Origin of the sequence: Mycobacterium sp. E2699, assembly GCF_001666745.1 — a bacterium.
GTDB lineage: Bacteria > Actinomycetota > Actinomycetes > Mycobacteriales > Mycobacteriaceae > Mycobacterium.
On the sequence record NZ_LZJH01000055.1, the window covers coordinates 260928 to 279674 of the forward strand.

16 protein-coding genes are annotated in these 18747 nt (G+C 67.4%); 7 read left to right on the top strand and 9 right to left on the bottom strand.

Annotation, left to right across the window (positions count from 1 at the left end):
* Window positions 1–18 precede the first annotated feature (18 nt).
* Entirely contained in the window at window positions 19–894 is an 876-nt protein-coding gene (locus A5696_RS08680; protein ID WP_067876397.1) for a MoxR family ATPase, read from the top strand.
* Window positions 894–2336, top strand: coding sequence for a VWA domain-containing protein (locus A5696_RS08685; protein ID WP_067876400.1), 1443 nt, complete (start codon window positions 894–896; stop codon window positions 2334–2336). The genes A5696_RS08680 and A5696_RS08685 overlap by 1 nt, the downstream gene beginning before the upstream one ends.
* Before the next feature lie 22 nt (window positions 2337–2358).
* Here A5696_RS08685 and A5696_RS08690 read toward each other — a convergent pair whose 3' ends face one another.
* Window positions 2359–2787, bottom strand: a complete 429-nt coding sequence (locus A5696_RS08690; RefSeq protein WP_067876403.1) for a type II toxin-antitoxin system VapC family toxin — start codon at window positions 2785–2787, stop codon at window positions 2359–2361.
* Window positions 2771–3004: an AbrB/MazE/SpoVT family DNA-binding domain-containing protein gene (locus A5696_RS08695; protein ID WP_082956473.1), complete on the bottom strand. Its 234-nt coding sequence runs from the start codon at window positions 3002–3004 to the stop codon at window positions 2771–2773. The genes A5696_RS08690 and A5696_RS08695 overlap by 17 nt, the downstream gene beginning before the upstream one ends.
* A gap of 71 nt (window positions 3005–3075) precedes the next feature.
* Here A5696_RS08695 and nadD point away from each other — a divergent pair, with 71 nt between their 5' ends.
* The 5 genes from nadD to A5696_RS08720 are packed head-to-tail and all read left to right on the top strand — an operon-like array spanning window position 3076 to window position 6401.
* Window positions 3076–3720, top strand: coding sequence for a nicotinate-nucleotide adenylyltransferase (nadD, locus tag A5696_RS08700; RefSeq protein WP_082956472.1), 645 nt, complete (start codon window positions 3076–3078; stop codon window positions 3718–3720).
* A complete protein-coding gene (gene rsfS / locus A5696_RS08705) occupies window positions 3717–4115 on the top strand; it encodes a ribosome silencing factor (protein WP_067876412.1) in 399 nt (132 codons plus the stop codon). The genes nadD and rsfS overlap by 4 nt, the downstream gene beginning before the upstream one ends.
* 7 nt (window positions 4116–4122) lie before the next feature.
* Window positions 4123–4803 carry a glucosyl-3-phosphoglycerate phosphatase gene (gene gpgP, locus A5696_RS08710; protein WP_067876415.1) on the top strand — a complete coding sequence of 227 codons (681 nt, stop codon included), beginning with the start codon at window positions 4123–4125 and terminating at the stop codon, window positions 4801–4803.
* On the top strand, window positions 4793–5560 hold the full coding sequence (octT, locus tag A5696_RS08715; RefSeq protein ID WP_067876418.1) for a diglucosylglycerate octanoyltransferase: 768 nt from the start codon (window positions 4793–4795) through the stop codon (window positions 5558–5560). Before gpgP ends, octT begins: the two co-directional genes overlap by 11 nt.
* Window positions 5561–5564: 4 nt before the next feature.
* Window positions 5565–6401 carry a DegV family protein gene (locus A5696_RS08720; RefSeq protein ID WP_067876421.1) on the top strand — a complete coding sequence of 279 codons (837 nt, stop codon included), beginning with the start codon at window positions 5565–5567 and terminating at the stop codon, window positions 6399–6401.
* On the opposite strand, the gene A5696_RS08725 is transcribed toward A5696_RS08720, so the two are convergent.
* The 7 genes from A5696_RS08725 to A5696_RS08755 all read right to left on the bottom strand — a co-directional run bounded on the left by A5696_RS08725 (window position 6384) and on the right by A5696_RS08755 (window position 18465).
* Window positions 6384–9317 carry an RND family transporter gene (locus tag A5696_RS08725; RefSeq protein WP_067876424.1) on the bottom strand — a complete coding sequence of 978 codons (2934 nt, stop codon included), beginning with the start codon at window positions 9315–9317 and terminating at the stop codon, window positions 6384–6386. The genes A5696_RS08720 and A5696_RS08725 overlap by 18 nt on opposite strands.
* Window positions 9314–9817, bottom strand: coding sequence for an MmpS family transport accessory protein (locus A5696_RS08730; protein ID WP_197516919.1), 504 nt, complete (start codon window positions 9815–9817; stop codon window positions 9314–9316). The genes A5696_RS08725 and A5696_RS08730 overlap by 4 nt, the downstream gene beginning before the upstream one ends.
* 76 nt (window positions 9818–9893) lie before the next feature.
* On the bottom strand, window positions 9894–10955 hold the full coding sequence (locus A5696_RS08735; protein ID WP_067876428.1) for a dihydrodipicolinate reductase: 1062 nt from the start codon (window positions 10953–10955) through the stop codon (window positions 9894–9896).
* A gap of 62 nt (window positions 10956–11017) precedes the next feature.
* Window positions 11018–12766, bottom strand: coding sequence for an AMP-binding protein (locus tag A5696_RS08740; RefSeq protein WP_082956471.1), 1749 nt, complete (start codon window positions 12764–12766; stop codon window positions 11018–11020).
* Between the two features lie 39 nt (window positions 12767–12805).
* Window positions 12806–13936, bottom strand: coding sequence for an acyltransferase PE (gene pe, locus A5696_RS08745; RefSeq protein ID WP_067876434.1), 1131 nt, complete (start codon window positions 13934–13936; stop codon window positions 12806–12808).
* A gap of 38 nt (window positions 13937–13974) precedes the next feature.
* Entirely contained in the window at window positions 13975–16974 is a 3000-nt protein-coding gene (locus A5696_RS08750; RefSeq protein ID WP_067876437.1) for an RND family transporter, read from the bottom strand.
* Window positions 16975–17043: 69 nt separating this feature from the next.
* Window positions 17044–18465 (bottom strand): condensation domain-containing protein, encoded by a 1422-nt coding sequence (locus tag A5696_RS08755; protein WP_067876440.1) that lies wholly within the window; start codon window positions 18463–18465, stop codon window positions 17044–17046.
* Between the last annotated feature and the right edge of the window lie 282 nt (window positions 18466–18747).

Below are 18747 nucleotides of genomic sequence, written 5' to 3' on the forward strand. Positions count from 1 at the left end.
TCGAGGAGAACTGAGATTGTGAGTGTGCCCGCCCGGCCGGCGCCGCTGTTCGCCGACATCGACGATGTCTCGCGGCGGTTGGCCGACACCGGTTATCTGCCCGACACCGCCACCGCGACGGCGGTGTTCCTGGCCGACCGGCTCGGCAAGCCGCTGCTGGTGGAGGGGCCCGCCGGCGTCGGCAAGACCGAGCTGGCCCGCGCCGTGGCGCAGGCCACCGGCTCCGGGCTGGTGCGCCTGCAGTGCTACGAGGGCGTCGACGAGGCGCGCGCGCTGTACGAGTGGAACCACGCCAAGCAGATTTTGCGTATCCAGGCCGGCTCCGGGGACTGGGATCAGACCAAGGACGACGTGTTCAGCGAGGAATTCCTGCTGCAGCGGCCGCTGCTGACCGCGATCCGGCGCACCGAGCCCACGGTGCTGCTCATCGATGAAACCGACAAGGCCGACATCGAGATCGAGGGCCTGCTGCTCGAGGTGCTGTCCGACTTCGCAGTGACCGTCCCGGAGCTGGGCACCATCACCGCGGAGCGGACCCCGTTCGTCTTGCTGACGTCCAACGCCACCCGCGAACTGTCCGAGGCGCTCAAGCGGCGGTGCCTCTTCCTGCACATCGACTTCCCCAGCCCCGACCTGGAGCGGCGCATCCTGCTGTCGCGCGTCCCCGAGCTGCCGGCGCACCTGGCCGAGGAATTGGTGCGCATCATCGGCGTGCTGCGCGGGATGCAACTGAAGAAGGTGCCGTCCATCGCCGAGACGATCGACTGGGGCCGCACGCTGCTCGCGCTGGGCCTGGACACGATCGACGACGCGGTCGTCGCCGCCACGCTGGGCGTGGTCCTCAAGCACCAGTCCGATCAGCAGCGCGCGTCCGGGGAACTGAGGCTCAATTAGTGGCCCGCCGCATCCGCCCCACCCGCCCGCTGGCCCCGCACGGGCTGCCGGGCCACCTGGTCGGGTTCGTGGAAGCCCTTCGCGGGGCCGGGATTTCGGTGGGGCCGTCGGAGACCGTGGACGCCGGCCGGGTGATGGCCACCCTCGGCCTGTCCGATCGCGAGGTGCTGCGCGAGGGCATCGCCTGCGCGGTGTTGCGCCGCCCCGATCATCGCGACACCTATGACGCGATGTTCGACCTGTGGTTCCCCGCGGCGTTGGGCGCCCGCGCCGTCGTGACCGACGAGGACGCCGGCGGGGCGCAGGACGACTCCTTGCCCGCCGATGACGTCGAAGCGATGCGCCAGATGCTGCTGGACCTGCTCAACGAGAACCCCGACCTCGCGGACATGGACGAGCGCCTGGTGGCGATGGTCGCGCGGATCGTGGAGGCCTACGGCAAGTACAGCTCCAGCCGCGGCCCGTCGTTCTCGTCGTATCAGGCGCTCAAGGCGATGGCGCTGGACGAACTGGAGGGCAAGCTGCTGGCGGGCCTGCTCGCCCCGTACGGCGACGAGCCCACCCCCAGCCAGGAGCAGATCGCCAAAGCCCTTGCCGCGCAGCGGATCACGCAGCTGCGCAAGATGGTCGACGCCGAGACCAAACGCCGCACCGCCGAACAGCTCGGCCGCGACCACGTCCAGATGTACGGCATCCCACAGCTTTCCGAGAACGTCGAGTTCCTGCGCGCTTCGGGCGAACAACTCCGCCAGATGCAACGGGTGGTGGCGCCGCTGGCCCGCACCCTGGCGACCCGGCTGGCGGCCCGCCGGCGACGCTCGCGCGCCGGGGTGATCGACCTGCGCAAGACGCTGCGCAAATCGATGTCCACCGGCGGGGTGCCGATCGACGTGGTGCTGGCCAAGCCCCGCCCGGCGCGCCCGGAACTGGTGGTGCTCTGCGACGTCTCGGGGTCGGTCGCGGGGTTCAGCCACTTCACCCTGTTGCTGGTGCACGCGCTGCGCCAACAGTTCTCGCGGGTCCGCGTGTTCGCCTTCATCGACACCACCGACGAGGTGACCCACATGTTCGGGCCCGAGGCCGACCTGGCCGTGGCGATCCAGCGGATCACCCGGGAGGCCGGGGTGTACAGCCGCGACGGGCATTCCGACTACGGCAACGCGTTCGCGTCGTTCGCGCAGGCGTTCCCCAACGTGCTGTCGCCGCGCGCCTCGTTGCTGGTGCTCGGCGACGGCCGCACCAACTACCGCAATCCCGAGACCGAGCTGCTGGCGCACATGGTGACCGCGAGCCGGCACGCGCACTGGCTCAACCCCGAACCCAGGCACCTGTGGGGCAGCGGCGACTCGGCGGTGCCGCGCTACCAAGAGGTCATCACGATGCACGAATGCCGGTCCGCCAAGCAGTTGGCCGCGGTGATCGACCAGCTGCTGCCCGTGTGAGGTGCACGCCAGCGGCGCCGCGTCAGGCCAGTAGCTCGACCTCGACTTGGAGCCGGCGATAGATCTCGAGTGCCCGCCGGTCGCGGGTCACGAGTGTGAGCCGGTGCTCGTTGGCGGCCGCGCCGACAAGCCCGTCGTAAACCGAGCCGCCGGCGATCCCGGCTGATCCGAGCGCCGCGAGCAGCGCTGCGGCGGCGCGAGCCCCGAGGAACCTCGTCTCGGGGAACGTTCGGGTCAGCAGCTGCGTGACCGTCGCGGGGGTCCGCCGCGCCGGGGGCGGTAACCGGGTGAGCACGGAGAAGGTCTCGAATGCGGCGTGGCCGGCCAGACCGAGGGCGCGGCCGCGCAGCGCCTGGAAGGTGTCCTCGTGATGTTCGTGGTCCGCGACCACCAGGGCGACGGCGACGCTGGTGTCGACGAGCACCGCGGTGGTGCTAGCGCTGGTCGGCATCGCGCAATGCCTGCACGAGGGCGTCGTCGATGTCGACGCCGCCCGCGGGTATGACAAGACGCCCGTCTCGCTCTTCCAGGGGGCCATCGGCCAGCGGCTCGACGCGCAGACCGGCGCCGTCGGCCGTCACCTCCACTTCGCCGGGTTGCAGCCCGAGATGGTCGCGCAGCACCTTGGGGATAACCAATCTACCTGCCTTATCGATGGTTGCGCGCATGCCCAGAGATTACCATTGTCCGGCTGACGTCATCCGAGCCGGACTCGAACGCTCAAGTAAGCTGGCACATCGTGCAAACGCAGCTTCGCAGGCTCGGGGTGATGGGTGGGACGTTCGACCCCATCCATTACGGCCACCTGGTTGCCGCGAGTGAGGTCGCCGACCTGTTCGACCTCGACGAAGTGGTGTTCGTGCCCAGCGGCCAGCCGTGGCAGAAGAGCCGGCACGTCTCCGCCGCCGAGGACCGGTATCTGATGACGGTGATCGCGACCGCGTCCAATCCCCGGTTCTCGGTCAGCCGGGTCGACATCGACCGCGGCGGTCCCACCTACACCCGGGACACCCTGCGGGATCTGCACGCCCTCAACCCGGAATCGCAGCTGTATTTCATCACCGGCGCCGACGCCCTGGAATCCATCCTGTCGTGGCAGGGCTGGGAAGAGCTGTTCGGGCTGGCGCGCTTCGTCGGCGTCAGCCGGCCCGGCTACGACCTGCGGCGCGAACACATCACCGGCGTGCTCGGCGAACTGACCGAGGACGCGCTGAGCCTGGTCGAAATCCCGGCGCTGGCGATCTCGTCGACCGACTGCCGCGCCCGGGCCGAGGACGGCCGCCCGCTGTGGTACCTGATGCCCGACGGTGTGGTGCAGTACGTCTCCAAGCGCCGGCTGTACCGCACGCGCCAAACCACCCTGGCCGCCGGGAACGACACGTGACCGCCACCCGGGAAGCGATCGACATGGCGACCGTGGCCGCCAGCGCTGCCGCCTCGAAGCTGGCCGACGACGTGCTGGTCATCGACGTGTCGGGCCAGTTGGTGATCACGGACTGCTTCGTCATCGCCTCGGCGTCCAACGAACGGCAGGTCAACGCGATCGTCGACGAGGTCGAGGAGAAGATGCGCAAGGCGGGCTACCGCCCGGCGCGCCGCGAAGGCGCCCGGGAGGGGCGCTGGACGCTGTTGGACTACCGCGACATCGTCGTGCACATCCAGCATCAGGACGATCGCAACTTCTACGCCCTGGACCGGCTGTGGGGCGATTGCCCGGTGGTGCCGGTGGACCTGGACGAGGCCGACCGGGGCCCCGACGAGTCGGCGAGCGCGCAGTGAGGGCGCAATGAGAATCAGACGGCTGGTGATGTTGCGGCACGGGCAGACCGATTTCAATCTCGGGAGCCGGATGCAGGGCCAGCTGGACACCGAGCTCAGCGACCTGGGCCGCGCGCAGGCGGTGGCCGCCGCCGAGGTGCTGGGCAAGCTGCAGCCGCTGCTGATCGTTTCGTCGGACCTGCGGCGCGCCTACGACACCGCGATCAGGCTGGGGGAGCGCACCGGGCTGAAGGTCTGGGTGGACGACCGGCTGCGCGAAACCCATCTCGGCGATTGGCAGGGCCTGACGCACGGGCAGATCGACGTCGAGGCCCCGGGTGCCCGACTGGCCTGGCGGGAGGACGCGACGAGGGCGCCGCACGGCGGGGAGAGCAGGGTCGACGTGGCCGCCCGCAGCCTGCCGTTGGTCGCCGAACTGGTCTCGGGGGAGTCGGAGTGGGGCGACCCGAACCACCCGGATCGGCCGGTGGTGCTGGTCGCTCACGGGGGGCTGATCGCCGCCCTGTCGGCCGCGCTGCTGCGGCTTCCCGTCGCCAACTGGCCGATTCTGGGCGGCATGGGCAACGCGAGCTGGGTGCAGCTGTCCGGCCACTCCGAGGATTGGGGGGCCGGCGCCGATTTCGATGCCATCCGCTGGCGTCTGGATGTATGGAACGCTTCGGCGCAGGTGTCCAACGATGTCCTCTGAGCCTTCCCCCGAGCGCGGGTCCCGGCCCACCCTGCTGGTGTTCGCCGACTCACTGGCCTACTACGGGCCCACCGGCGGGCTGCCCGCCGACGATCCGCGCATCTGGCCCAATATCGTTGCCGCACAACTGGACTGGGATGTCGAGCTGATCGGCCGCATCGGCTGGACCTGCCGTGACATCTGGTGGGCGGCGACCCAGGACCCGCGGGCGTGGGCGGCGCTGCCCAGGGCGGGCGCGGTGATCTTCGCCACCGGCGGGATGGATTCGCTGCCGTCGGTATTGCCGACCGCGTTGCGCGAACTGATCCGCTATGTGCGGCCGCCGTGGCTGCGCCGCTGGGCCCGCGATGGCTACGCCTGGCTGCAGCCTCGGCTTTCGCCGGTGGCGAGGCCGGCCTTGCCGCCGCACCTGAGCGCCGAATACCTCGAACAGACCCGCGGTGCAATCGATTTCAATCGCCCAGGGATCCCGATCGTGGCGTCGCTGCCGTCGGTGCACATCGCCGAGACCTACGGCAAGGCGCATCACGGCCGGCCCGGGACGGTGGCCGCGATCACCGAATGGGCGGAGCGACACGATATCCCGCTGGTCGATCTCAAAGCCGCTGTGGCAGAACACGTCATGAGCGGCCGCGGCAATCCCGACGGCATCCATTGGAATTTCGAAGCACACCAGGCGGTCGCCGAGCTGATGCTCAAGGCGCTGGCCGGAGCATTGCAGAAAGCTGAAGTATCGAACGAGAAGCCTCGCGGGTAGCGCCATGTCCGTCGTGGTGGTGACCGACGCGTCGGCGCGCTTGCCCGCCGACCTGCTCGAAAAGTGGTCGATACGAGTGGTTCCGCTGCACATCCTGCTCGACGGTCGCGATCTGCGCGACGGCATCGACGACGTCCCCGAGGACATCTACAAGCAGCACGCCACCACCGCGGCGGCCACCCCCGCGGAATTGGCCAACGCCTACCAGCAGGCGCTGGCCGACAGCGCGGGCGACGGTGTGGTGGCGGTGCACATCTCCTCGGCGCTGTCGGGCACCTGTGGCGCCGGCCAGCGGACGGCCGCCGACCTCGACCCGAAAGTGCGCGTCGTCGACTCGCGCTCGGCGGCGATGGGCACCGGTTTCGTCGCGCTGGCCGCCGCCCGCGCGGCGGCCGCGGGCGGCGGCCTGGAGGCGGTCGCCGGCGCCGCGACGTCCGCCGTGTCGCGTGGGCACGCCTTCGTGGTGGTCCACCGGCTGGACAACCTGCGTCGCAGCGGGCGGATCGGTGGGGCCAAGGCGTGGCTCGGCACCGCCCTGGCGCTCAAGCCGCTGCTGCGCATCGATGACGGGAAACTCGTTCTGGCCCAACGTGTTCGCACCGTCACCCACGCGACGTCGGCGATGATCGACCGGGTCTGCGAGCTCGTCGGCGACGGCGCCGCCGCCCTGGCGGTGCACCATGTCGCCAATCCGGACGGCGCGAAGGAGGTCGCGGCGGCGCTGGCGGAGCGGTTACCGGCGTGTGAGCCGGCGATCATCACCCCGCTGGGTCCGGTGCTCGCGCTGCACGTCGGCGCCGGCGCCGTCGCCGTGTGCGTGGAACTAGCTCCTGGCGGCTGACGCCACCGGCGCCGTCACGGCTCGGGGACGCCCGTAGTCACCGCGCGGGTGAACAACGAGCGGCCACCAGAACCAGCGTCCGAGCAGGGTGGCGATCGACGGCATCAGCAGGGTGCGCACGATCAGGGTGTCGAGCAGCAGACCGATGCACACCGTGGACCCGAACTGCCCCAGCACCCGTAGGTTGCTGCCGAGCATGGACGCCATCGTGAAGGCGAACACCAGGCCCGCGGCCGTCACCACCCCGCCGGTGCCGGCCATCGATCGGATGATCCCCGTCTTGAGCCCGTGATGAATTTCCTCTTTGAACCGCGACACCAGCAGCAGGTTGTAGTCAGATCCGACGGCCAGCAGGATGATGACCGACAGCGCCATCACGATCCAGTGAATCCTGATGCCGAACAGATCCTGCCAAATCAGCACCGAGAGCCCGAATGATGCGGCGATCGAACTGGCCGCGGTGCCGACGATCACCAGCGCGGCCACCACGCTGCGGGTGAGCAGCAGCATGATCATGAAGATCAGCGTCAGGGCCGACACCACGGCGATCATCAGGTCGTATTTCTCGCCGTCGGCCATGTCCCGGAACGTCGCGGCGGTTCCGCCGAGATACACCCGGGCGTCCGACAGCGAGGACTGTTTCAACGCCTCCTGCGCTGCGGTGCGTTCGGCGTCGACCCGTGCGATGCCCTCCGGCGTCATCGGATCGCCCTGATGGGTGATGAAGAACCGGGCCGACTTACCGTCCGGCGACAGGAACATGCGCAGGCCCGTCTGAAAGTCGGGGTTGTCGAAGGCCTCCGGCGGCAAATAGAAGAAGTCGTCGTTCTTGGACTGATCGAAGCTCTGCCCCATCACGATGGCGGTGTTGCTCATCGCCTCCATCTGATCGATCATCGCCTTGAACGTCTGGTAGAGCGTCAGCGTGATGGCCCTGGTGTTCTTCAGCGTCGAGATCAGTACGGGGAACAGCGCATTCAGGTCGTGTGTGGCCTTGGCGGTGTGCGCGATGTCGGCGGTGAGGTAGTGGAACTGCTCGGCGAGCTGGTCGAAGCCGTCGAACGTGTCGAAGAGTGACCGTATGCCGATGCACAACGGGATGTCGTAGCAGTGCCGCTCCCAGTAGAAGTAGCTACGTATCGGCCGGAAGGTGTCGTCGAAATCCGCGATGTGGTCGCGCAACTTGTCGGTGATCTGCGAGGTCACCTCGGTGGTCTTTGCGCTGTCGTCGGCGGCGTTGGCCAGGTCCAGCGACACCTCGTACTGGCGTTGCGTGGTGTCGATCTGGGTCTGCAGATCGTCGGCCATCCTCAGGATGTCGGCGATCCGCTCCTTGAGGAAGCTCATGTTCTGCATCGTCGTCTGGCTCTGGATGCTGTTCTGGAAAGGAATCGAGCTGTGCTGGATCGGGATCCCCAGTGGCCGCGTGATGTCCTGGACCATGGCGATGCCCTGCGTGCGCATCTCGTTCTTGGCCACCCGGTCCAGCACCAGCATGTCGGCCGGGTTTCGCATGTCGTGGTCGGACTCGACCATCAAGAGGTCGGGATTCATTCGCGCCTCGGAGAAATGCCGGTTCGCCGCCTCTTGCCCTTGATTGGACGGGGCCGACAACGGCAGGTAATGGCGGTCGTTGTAGCTCGTGTGGTAGCTCGGCAGGGCGATCATGCCGACCAGGACGACCGCGGCACTGACGGCCAAAACCGGTGCGGGCCAACGCACAACCGCGGTGCCCACCCGCCGCCACAGCCGGCCACGCTTGGCCTGCCTTTCGAAGAGGTGGAAGCGGCTGCCGACGAAGACAACGGCGGGCCCCAGCGTCAGCCCGGCCGCGACCACGACCAGCATGCCGATCGCCACGGGGGCGCCCATGGTGTTGAACCAGGGCAACCGCGAGAAACTCAGGCAATAGGTCGCCCCGGCGATCGTCAGGCCCGAGCCCAAGACGACGGGAGCCACGCCCTTGAATGTGGTGTAGTACGCGCTTTCTCGATCCTCACCGGCGGCCAATGCTTCTTGGTAGCGGCCGACGAGGAAGATGCCGTAGTCCGTTCCGGCGGCGATCGCCAGCATGGTGAGGATGTTGGCGGCGAAGGTGGTGAGCCCGAATGCGTTGTGGTAGGCCAGAACAGCGACCACTCCCCGCGAACACGCCAGGGCGACAAAGGTCATGAACAGCTGCACGAGCGTGGTGACGATGGACCGGTACACCAGCAGCAACATGATCGCGATGGCGCCCAGCGTGAACAGCGTGATCTTGGCCAGGCTGGCGTTGCCGATGATGTGCATGTCGTCGGACAGCGCGGCGGGACCGGTGACGTAGGCCTGCACGCCGGGTGGCGCCCTGTTCTCGTCGATCACCTTGCGGACGGCGTCCACGGACTCGTTGGCCAGGGTGGTGCCTTGATTACCGGCAAGGTTTATCTGCACATAGGCGGCCTTGGCGTCGGCGCTCTGTGCGCCCGCCGCCGTCAACCGGTCACCCCAGAAGTCCTGGATGTGCTCGATGTGCTTGGGGTCCTGGCGGAGCTGTCGAATCAGCTTGTCGTAGTACTGGTGTGCGTCGGGCCCAAGGGGTTGCTGGCCCTCCAGGACGATCATCACCGTGCTGTTGGAATCGAATTCGCGGAAGTTGTGGCCCATCCGCATCATCGCCTTCATCGACGGCGCGTCCAGCGGCGCCATCGGCGCCGAATGCGCCTCGCCGACCTTTTCCAGCGTGGGAACGATGACGTTCACCAACACGGTGATGGCCACCCAGGCCACGATGATCGGTATCGCGAAGATGCGGATCGCGTGGGGGAGATAGGGGCGGTGGCCGCGATCCGCCATGCTGGGCCTCTTGGTCGTGATGGGACCCGTGACTTCGTCGTCTGCGGCGCTTCTGGCGCCGGAATCCTTTTCGATGTCGGTCATGCGGACTTCACCAGGCAGAAGGTCTGGGCGTTGTGGCCGTCGGAATTCTGGCTGTCGCGGACGATGCCGTCCACGGTGATCTTGCAACCGATCCGGCTGCCGTCGCTTTGCGCCATGATGTTGGCGCTCACCGAGGGAAGAGTGGTGGAGATGGTGGTCGACCAGGGCAGCGGGGCGTTGTTGATTTGGTGGGTGTTGGCGTTCTCGTCCCAGTAGTTGATGTTCGCGGTGGATCCCGGCGGGCCGGAGACGTCGTAGACGACGACCTTCGGGTTGAACTGCACGATCTCGATTCCCTTGCCGGCATTCGCGTTGAGGTCCTGGGACCCGAAGATTCTGTGTAGGCGCGAGACGACCAGGGTCGAGACGGCGAGCACGACCACCAACACCAGCGGAATCCACGCTCGTCTGAGCGCCCGGGTTAGGGCCTTCACCTTGACCGCCTTCCGCTCGCCCTGCGGACCGCCGGCGTCACCGACAACGCCGGTTCGCCGATACATTGCTCAGCTAAGCATCGTAAACCGTAGTGCACGGAACCGTTCCTGTGGGTGCCGCCTTTGTGACGACCGACACCGGTCAGCGGGCCACCCGGCCGGTGACCGGTGGGAGGTCGGCGAGCGTGACGATCCCGGGCCTGGCGGCGACGACGGCCGGCACCGCGTTGGTAACCGGCATTGCGGTGTAGATCATGCCCAGCCCCATGAATCCGGGCTCCGGCCAATCCTTCGGCGGCAGGCAGTGCAGCACGGTGCGCATGTTGGGCAGCCCGAACACCTGGATGACGTGGCCGTGTTCGAGGGGCTTGGGCGGCACCACGTGATTGCCCATCGTCCAGTTGAATCCGACGCTGACGACGTTGCGGTCACCCTCCCAGCCGCGGTGGTAGCCGTAGACGCCGCCGACCGTTCCGGCCGGGATCTTCATGAAGCCCAGATCGGAGTCGGCGGTGGCCGCGGTGAAGGTGACGTCGAACGTCATCCGGTCCAGCTTGGCGCCGATCGCGTCGGCCATCATCGCCGCCGATTCCGCGAAGACCTCGCTCTCTCGCCGGACGCTCTCGGCCAGCCCCTGTGTGTCAGGATCCTGCGAGAACCCCATCGCCGTCTGGGTTTCCGCCGACTCGTAGGTGGAGCAGTCCACGGACTCGGTGATGCGGATCTCGTCGACGCGCTCGCACGACGCGGACAGCACCATGCCGACCATGTTCGTCATCCCGGGGTGCGCCCCACTGCCGAATATGGTCGAACCGCCCCGTTCGCAGGCGTCGACGATGCGCCTGCGGTCCTCCGGAGTCTGCTTGCCGCCGGTGATCCAGGCGGCGCTGGTGCACACGTTGACGCCCGACTCCAGCAACCGCACGAGCTCATCGACGTTGGGCCACAACGGGTTATAGCAACAGGCGTCGGGCCGCAGTGCCAGCAGCGCGTCGATGTCATCGGTGGCCTTGACCCCGGTCGGCTCCGGCCACCCGGACAGGTCGGCGGCGTCGACGCCCACCTTTTCGGCGCCGTGCGCGTACACCCCGACCAGTTCCATGTCCGGTCGGCCGATGATGGCGTGCAGCGATCGCCGCCCGATGTTGCCGGTCGTCCATTGGATCACGCGAAACGGACGGTCTGCGGTGGTGGCTGTGCTCATCGGGGGGCTCCTTTGCCGGTGCGGTTGACTCATTATGTGCAACCGCGCTCCGGACTTCGGGCCTAGGCGTCCAATCGGGCGAACTGGTCCTGGCGGTACTGCTCGACACACGCGGCGCGCCGGATCTTGCCGCTCGTCGTGGTGGGAATCGACCCCGGTGGCACCAGGACGAGGTCCCCGACGTTCAGCCCGTGCGCGTTGGATATCGCCGAGGTGACGTCGCTCTTGACGCTGCTGAGCCAGCGCATCGCCTCCTCGTCGGAAGCGCCGCGCTTCTTCAGCTCGATCACCGTGACCAGCGTCTCGGTGCTGTTCACCGGGACCGAGATCGCCGCGACCCGACCACCCGTGATCGCTTGGACCGTGGCCTCGATGTCCTCCGGGTAGTGATTGCGCCCGCGGATGATCAGCAGATCCTTGATGCGGCCGACGATGAACAGATCCCCTTCGAAGATGAACCCGAGGTCGCCGGTCCTCAGCCAGGGACCGTCGGGGGTGCCCGGCGACGGGTCGACGAGCACGGCGCCGAAGCAGCGCTGCTCCTCGGGCGGTTTGCGCCAGTAGCCGTCGGCGACGTTGGGGCCGTGTATCCAGATCTCACCGACCGCGCCAGGTGGGGACTCGCGACCGGTGTCGCCGTCGACGATGCGCAGCGTGGGCGATTGCGGCACTGTGTATTTCACCAGCGCCGTGCCGGTCCCGGCCGCGCACGGCCGGACGCGGCCGGCGGACAGTTCCTCGGCGTCGAACTCAACCGCGCCCGACGTGTCGCTCCAGGTGCCGGCAGTCACGAAGACGGTCGCCTCCGCCAAGCCATACGACGGACGCACCATGTGGTCCCGAAAGTTGAAGTGGGCGAACCGGTCAACGAAGCGCTGCAACGTCGCCGGCTCCACCCGTTCGGCACCGCTGATGATGCCCAGCACCCCCGCGAGGTCGAGCCCGGCCAGGTCGGCGTCGGTGGTCTTGCGGGCGGCCAGGTCGAACGCGAAGTTCGGCGCCGCGGAAAACGTGTGCGGGTTCCTCGCCAATGCTTGCACCCACCTGGCCGGGCGCTCCAGAAACGCGACCGGACTCGTCAGCTCGCCGCGATAGCCGCCGAGGATCGGGGCGCAGACCCCCAGCACCAAACCCATGTCGTGGTAAAAGGGCAACCACGAAACGATCGCGGTGTCCGTCGGGACCTTGACGTTGGAGTCCGCGAAGAAGCTGCGCATCAACTGCTCGAAGTTCACCTGCAGGTTGCGGTGCGAGATCATCACCCCGGTCGGCAGCCGGGTGGAACCCGAGCTGTACTGCAAATAGGCCGTGCTCGGCAAATCGGCTGTCCGACTGCCCGTTCCGCCATCGGCGTCCAGATTCAGCGCGTCGATTTCCAGGATCTTCGGGACGGCCTCCAGGCGTGCCTGATCGACGTATTCGGCGATGTCTTCCGCGACCGCCGACGTCGTGAGGACGATGGCGGGTGACGTGTCGGCAAGGACCGCGCCCACCCGCTCATGGGTCGCCCCGCGGTGCGGCAACGGGAGCGGGACGGCGATGAGCCCGCTCTGCATGGAGCCCAGGAACGCCGCGATGTAATCGAGGGATTGGGGCGCCAGGATCACCGCCCGGTCTCCGGCAGCGCCATGGTGGGCCAGTTCGCGCGCCACGTTGAATGTGCGGCGGGACAACTGCGACCACGTGAGCCTCTCGGGTACGCCGGCCCAATCGTCGTCGTAGTTGGTGAAGGTGAACGCTACGTCGTTCGGCCGCAGGCTGGCGCGCGCGTGCAGCATCGAGAGCACGGAGGACTGAGGCGGTGGTGTCACGTTACTTCCGTACTGATCTGTCCGATGCGTGCGTCGGATTCAGTGGTCAGCCTGTCCCGCGCCGTGGGACAACACGGACGTGGCACCGGCGAGGATCTGCGAGAACGGGTCGGCGCCGCCGCCGAATGTCGCCTGGTTGGCCGGCGCGGTGACCTCCGCGGGGTCGAAGCCGTGCACCGGGTCCACCTGAATGGGGGCCGTCGCCGGATCGTCGTTGCGCGAATAGCCGGCGTTCACCCGCGGGATCAGGATCGCGTCGAGTTTGTTCAGCGTGTCTTCCGGGATCCCGATGTATTTCAGCGGCATGACCAGCGGGAGGTGCTTCTCCGGGACCATGATCGTCGTGTCTTTCGCACCCCGGGAGTTGATGGTGGTTCTGATGTTCTGCGGCGGCACCATGCTCGGGTTCGTGAAGGCCACCGCGGTGTGACCGGTGGCAAGGCCCATCAGCGTGTTGGCGAAGGCGAACAAGTTGTCGGGCCGGTCCGGGAAGTCCGCGATCGAGTCGTACGCGGCCACGAACCGGTTGGTGTCGTACTGGCTCTCGTAGGGCGGCGGCATGGTGTAGTCGAGGGCGGGAACCGTGCTGCCGACCGGGAACATCGCGGTCAAGAAGCTCTGACCGAACGCGTGATGCCCGATCGGATCGCCGAACGTGGCGAAGTTCAGCGTGTTCGGCGGCGGAGCGGTGGGGTCACCGGCCAGCCGAGCCTGCGCTCCATCCACCACGAAGCCGCCCTCGGACAAGCCGATCGCCGTACCCGGGCGACCGGTCTTGAGCTCCGAGAGGAGGTTGTCCACGCCCACGTCGACCGACTCCCCGACGCTGGGGCCGTCCAGACCCAGGCCCGGAAAGGTCTCGTCGCCGATCTTGCCGATGCCCGGGAAGAGCCGCTCCAGCACATGGCCCTGAACCTGGCCCGCCGGGTAGCGGACGATCTCGCGCTTCTGGCCGGGGAACCACTGGGCGCCCTCCTGGCGGATGTACTCGTCGTAGGGGATGCCCAGAACGTGAGCGCCCCCGAGGGCGAACGCGGTCTGGTCCCCCGGCGCGCCGGGGGTCGGCGGACCGCCGACGGGGGTGTCGTCGGCGGAGACCCTCCCCGCGCCGAAAAATCCTGTGGCGCCGACAGTTACCAGCGCCGTCACTCCTGCGAGTAGTTTCTTCATCCCTACCCCTGACCCCTCGGCCTCTAGTCTCACATACGTCATGCGCGCGCCCTCACCGGGTTGCGGCGCATAGCCGCCCGCGACGGCCACCAGTTCGCTCGCCCCAACAGCGCGGCGACCGCGGGCACCGTGATGGTGCGGACCAGGAAGGTGTCCAGCAAGATTCCAACGCCGATCACGAAGCCGCCCTGGACCACGGTACCGATGCTGGAGAACAACAGCCCGCCCATCGAGGCGGCGAAGATCAGCCCCGCCGCGGTGATCACCCCGCCCGTCGAACCCAGCGTGCGAACGATGCCGTAACTCACGCTGCGCGGAGACTCGTCACGCATCCGCGAGACGAGCAGCATGTTGTAGTCGGCCCCCACCGCGACCAACACCACGAACGCCAGCGGCGGCACGCTCCAATGCAGGTGCTGTCCGAGCAGGAACTGGAACACCACGACGCCGATACCCACCGCCGACAAATAGGAAATCACCACGGACGCAACGAGATACAGCGGCGCGACGATCGCCCGCAGCAGCGCGACCAAGGTCAGGAACACGACGAGGAGTGTCACCGCGATGATGAACCGGATGTCGTGCTCGTAGTAATCGCGCGTGTCCTTCAGGCCGACGGTGTATCCGGCCATCGACACCGTGGCGTCCGACAGCGTGGTGTTCGGCTGGGCTCCCCGGGCCGTCGCACTGATCGCGTTGACCTGGTCCATGGCGTCGGTGCTGAACGGGTTGAGCTTGGTCTGCACCAGGTAGCGCACCGAGTGGCCGTCCGGCGAAATGAACGCCTTGGCGGCCTGCTGGAACTCCTTCAAATGCAGCAGCTGCGGCGGGATGTTGAAGCCGGCCATCGCCGGTTGTGCCGCGTCCTGTTTCAGCGACAACAGGAACTCCGCCGATTCGCTGAGGCCCGCACCCAGCTGTTTGACCTGGTCGACGAGCTGGGCGACCGCGTCGGCCACCTGCCGGCTCCCACCGGCGAATCGGTCGGCGCCGTTTTGCAGGCTGTTCAGGTTCGCCTGCAGGCCGCCGGGCTGGTCGATTCCCATGGAGTGCAGGACGTTGGTGAGCTTCGTCAGGGCGACGCGCAGCCGTTCCGTCGACGCTTTGAGGGCCCGCTTGTCCTGGTATTCCTGCAGCTGGTGGGCCAGGTCATTGATCGCGTCGAGGTCTGCCTGGTCGCGCCCACCGGTCAGCTGCTCGAACGTGCCGCGGGTGGCGCTGCACGACGGATCGGCGTCGCAGACCGGGTTGCCCTGCAGCGCCGTCAGCACCGGGCCCATCCAGGCGAACATGTTCTTGGCGGCCGTGAAGTTCCAGCCCATGGCATTGCTGAGCGCGTTGACGTGGTCGACGAGTTGGGCCGCCAGATCGACCTCTTTGACCAGCGTGTCGCCGCTGTACTGGTTCTTCGTCGACGAGAAGGCGTTCTGAAGTTCCTCCACGCTGGCGGTGAGCTGGCTGACCTGGCCGCGCACTTCGCGGAGGCTGTTGGCCAGCGTGCCGGCCCCGTCGACCAGCCGGTTGAGGTCGCCCGTGTGGTCGTTGATCAGGTTGGAGCCGCCGGCCAGCATGGTGCCGATCGCGCCGGCCTGGTAGGTGGCCCGGAATTGTTCTGGGACGTTCCCGGTGGGACGGGTGATGCCGCTGACGACGGCGACGTTCGGCAGCTGGCTGACCCGGTCCGCCATCTGCTCCAAGTCCGCGAGGGCCTGCGGGGTGCGAAGGTCCCGCGGTGACTGGACGAGGATGTACTCCGGGATGGACTGATTCACGTTGAAATGGCGATCCAGCGCGGCGTACCCGACGGAACTGGGCGCGGAGGGCCGAAGCGCCTTGCGGTCGTCGTAGTTGTAACGCACCAGGCCGGCACAGCTGGCCAGGATGATCAACACGAGCACGCTGGCAACCAGATGGGCCCTCGGCCGGCGCACTATGCGGATGCCGGAGCGCCGCCAGAACCGAGCGGTCAGTTCGCGCCGCGGCTTGACCCAGCCGCGCGGCCCGGCGAGCACCAAAATCGCCGGCAGCAGCGTCACCGCGGCGAGGAACGCCACGCCGATCCCGATCGCCGACGACACCCCGACCGTCTCGAACACGCCCATGCGGGCGAAGCTGATGAGCAGGAAAGTGATTCCCACGGTGGTCGCAGACGCTGCGATCACCTTTCCGATCGAGATCAGCGCCCGCTTGACCGCCTGATCGAAATCCTCGCCCGACCGTCGATAGTCGTGATAGCGGCTGATGAGGAAGACGGCGTAGTCCGTTCCCGCGCCGGCCATGATCGCGCTGAGGAACACGATGGACTGGTTCGACACGCCCGAGCCGGTCACCTGCGAGTAGCCCGCCACGACCGCCTGCGCGATCACCAGGGACAACCCGATCGTTATCAACGGCAGCAGCATCGTGACCGCGCTGCGGTAAACCACCAGCAGGACGATGAGCACCAGAACGGCGATCGCCAGCTCGATCGGCAGCCGGTCCCGATCGCCCGCGACCGTGAGGTCGGCGACGGTCGCCGCGGGGCCGGTGATGTTCGCGGTCAGATGCGCCCCCGCCGGTGCCGGATTCAGGGCGCGTTTGACGATGTCGCCGACCCGGTTGAAGGCGTCGAACGACCGCGGCGTGCCCAACTCACCGGCAAGACCGACCGGCAGCACCCAAGCCTTGTTGTCCTTGCTGGTCACGACCGAACGCAGCGGCGGCGTGCTGACGAAGTCCTGCACCATCAAGACGTCGCGCGTGTCCCGGTGCAGCGCGTCCACCACCTTGCGGTACGCGGCTTCGTCGGCGGGGCCAAGCCCCTTGTCATCGGTCAGGACGACCAACAGGAGGTTGTCCGAGCCCGATTCGTGAAACGCCTCGGTCATCTTTCGGGCGGTGACGTTCGACGGCGCATCGCTGGGCAGGATGGACAGCGGATGCTTCTGGGCCATTTCGCCCAGCGAGGGAAGGCTGAGCGGGAGGGCGACCGCGATCGCGACCCACACCGCGATCACCGCCCAGGGCCACCGCACCACGAAATCGGCTAGCCGTCGCATTTCGCCCTCACCCTCACATCGCGCAATTTCGCACCCGCAGCCATCTAGAAGCCATCGAATCGGCCCGCGCTACGCAACGCGCCCCCAATGCCCGCTCGCCGCGACCCGCGCGCACACGGACTTCATCGCTTCCATATAGCGGACAACCGATTTCTGGGCGACCGGATTGTCGGGGTACATGACCGCCATCGCGGTACCCTCGCCGTACCGGAACACATAGATGGTCAGTTGATAGGAATACCGGCCGTCGGAGTAGATCCCGATATTGTTCGCATAGCCCAGGTCCGCCGCCGCGAGAACGGCGTTGAGCGGGGCGGCGCCGCCGTGCAAGAAGTTCGACACCGGGAAATTCGGCCGCGGCCAGTCCAACCACGGCGCCAATTCCAACACGCGGTAATACGGCACCTTCGCCAGGTGCAGGCCGGAATCGAACGACGACTGCGCAGCCCATGCGGCGTCGCCGAAAGAGGCCGCGGCAATCGGCACGGTGATCGGGACCAGGCCGGTGAACCAGCCCTGCGTCATGAAGTTGTCGGTAGTCCTGCGGGTGTCCCTGGGGGTGAGGCCGTAATAGGTGAGGGCACCCGTGAACTCGTGCTCTACCAGGGCAAAGCAGGCGAACAGCCCGCCGATGAACCGTGCGCCGACCGCGGTGCAGGCCGCTTCGAACCGCTCCGTCTGGGCGGCGTCCATCAACAGTTCGGAGATCAATTCGCTGCCGGCCGGCTCCGACGGGTTACCGAGCGGAAGCGGGAATTCGGGGAAGCCGCCATTGTTGTTCTCCGCGAAGTCGATCCATGCGCGAACCCCGGGTGAATCCACGGTCAGCGTCGACGTGTAGTGGCGCTCGCGGGCGCAGAAATCGTCAAAACTGCCCGCGTCGGGAAGCGCAAGTGGTTCACCGCCCCCACTCAACGCCGCATACATCCCATTCGCCTCGAGCATCGTCGTGCCGATCAACGTGGCGTCCCCGTGGACGTGATCCATGGCGGCGAAAAAAGTGAAATGATCCTCGTTCTGGACGATCCCGAAGGTGAAGCAGCCCCACTCCAGCGGATTCGGTATGGCCACGACGTGAGCGCGTATCTCGTCGACCGTCATGGCGCCGTGTTCGATCGGGACGAATTCGATGTCGGCGGGATCGGTGAGGGTGTGCCTGACGAACTCGCCATTACCGGCGTGGTCGAACCAGCTGCGGAATGTGTCATGCCGGCGCAGGTAGGCGTTGACGGCGTGGTGCATCGCAGAGAGATCGCACTGACCGGGTACTTCACAGGTCGCGATGATCTGCCGGGAGAAGTCGAGGCCCGCGGCCGTCCGTTCGTGATAGTTACGCAGATGTTGGCCCTGCATGTAGCTGACCGGTACGGGACTGGCCGGCGCCTGCCGGACCTTGTCGGCGGACGTGGTTGTCGGGTGCCAGGAGATGACTGCTCCTGGGATCGGCGCCCAATCCCCTAGTGAGCCGATCGTGATCTTCCCGATTCGCAATATTTTCTCCCCGGTTTCTGCGGCATCCCGTGGCTGCGGTTCGGCCGCGCTGTAGCGACACCAAGATAACCCTTGTGGCTGGCACCGGCGCCGACATGCGCGGATAGGGGCCGCAACGGCTCATCGACGCGGCGGGCGTGGTCGCGGGCAGGCCCGGCGACCGGCCGCCACGCCGGACGAGACTTGCCCGATGCGCCGCCGCAAGGCCCCGTACTTGGCATACTTGCCGTCGGAGGTGATTCGGCTGCGGCAACCGGTCCGGCATGTGTACATTCGCCACGA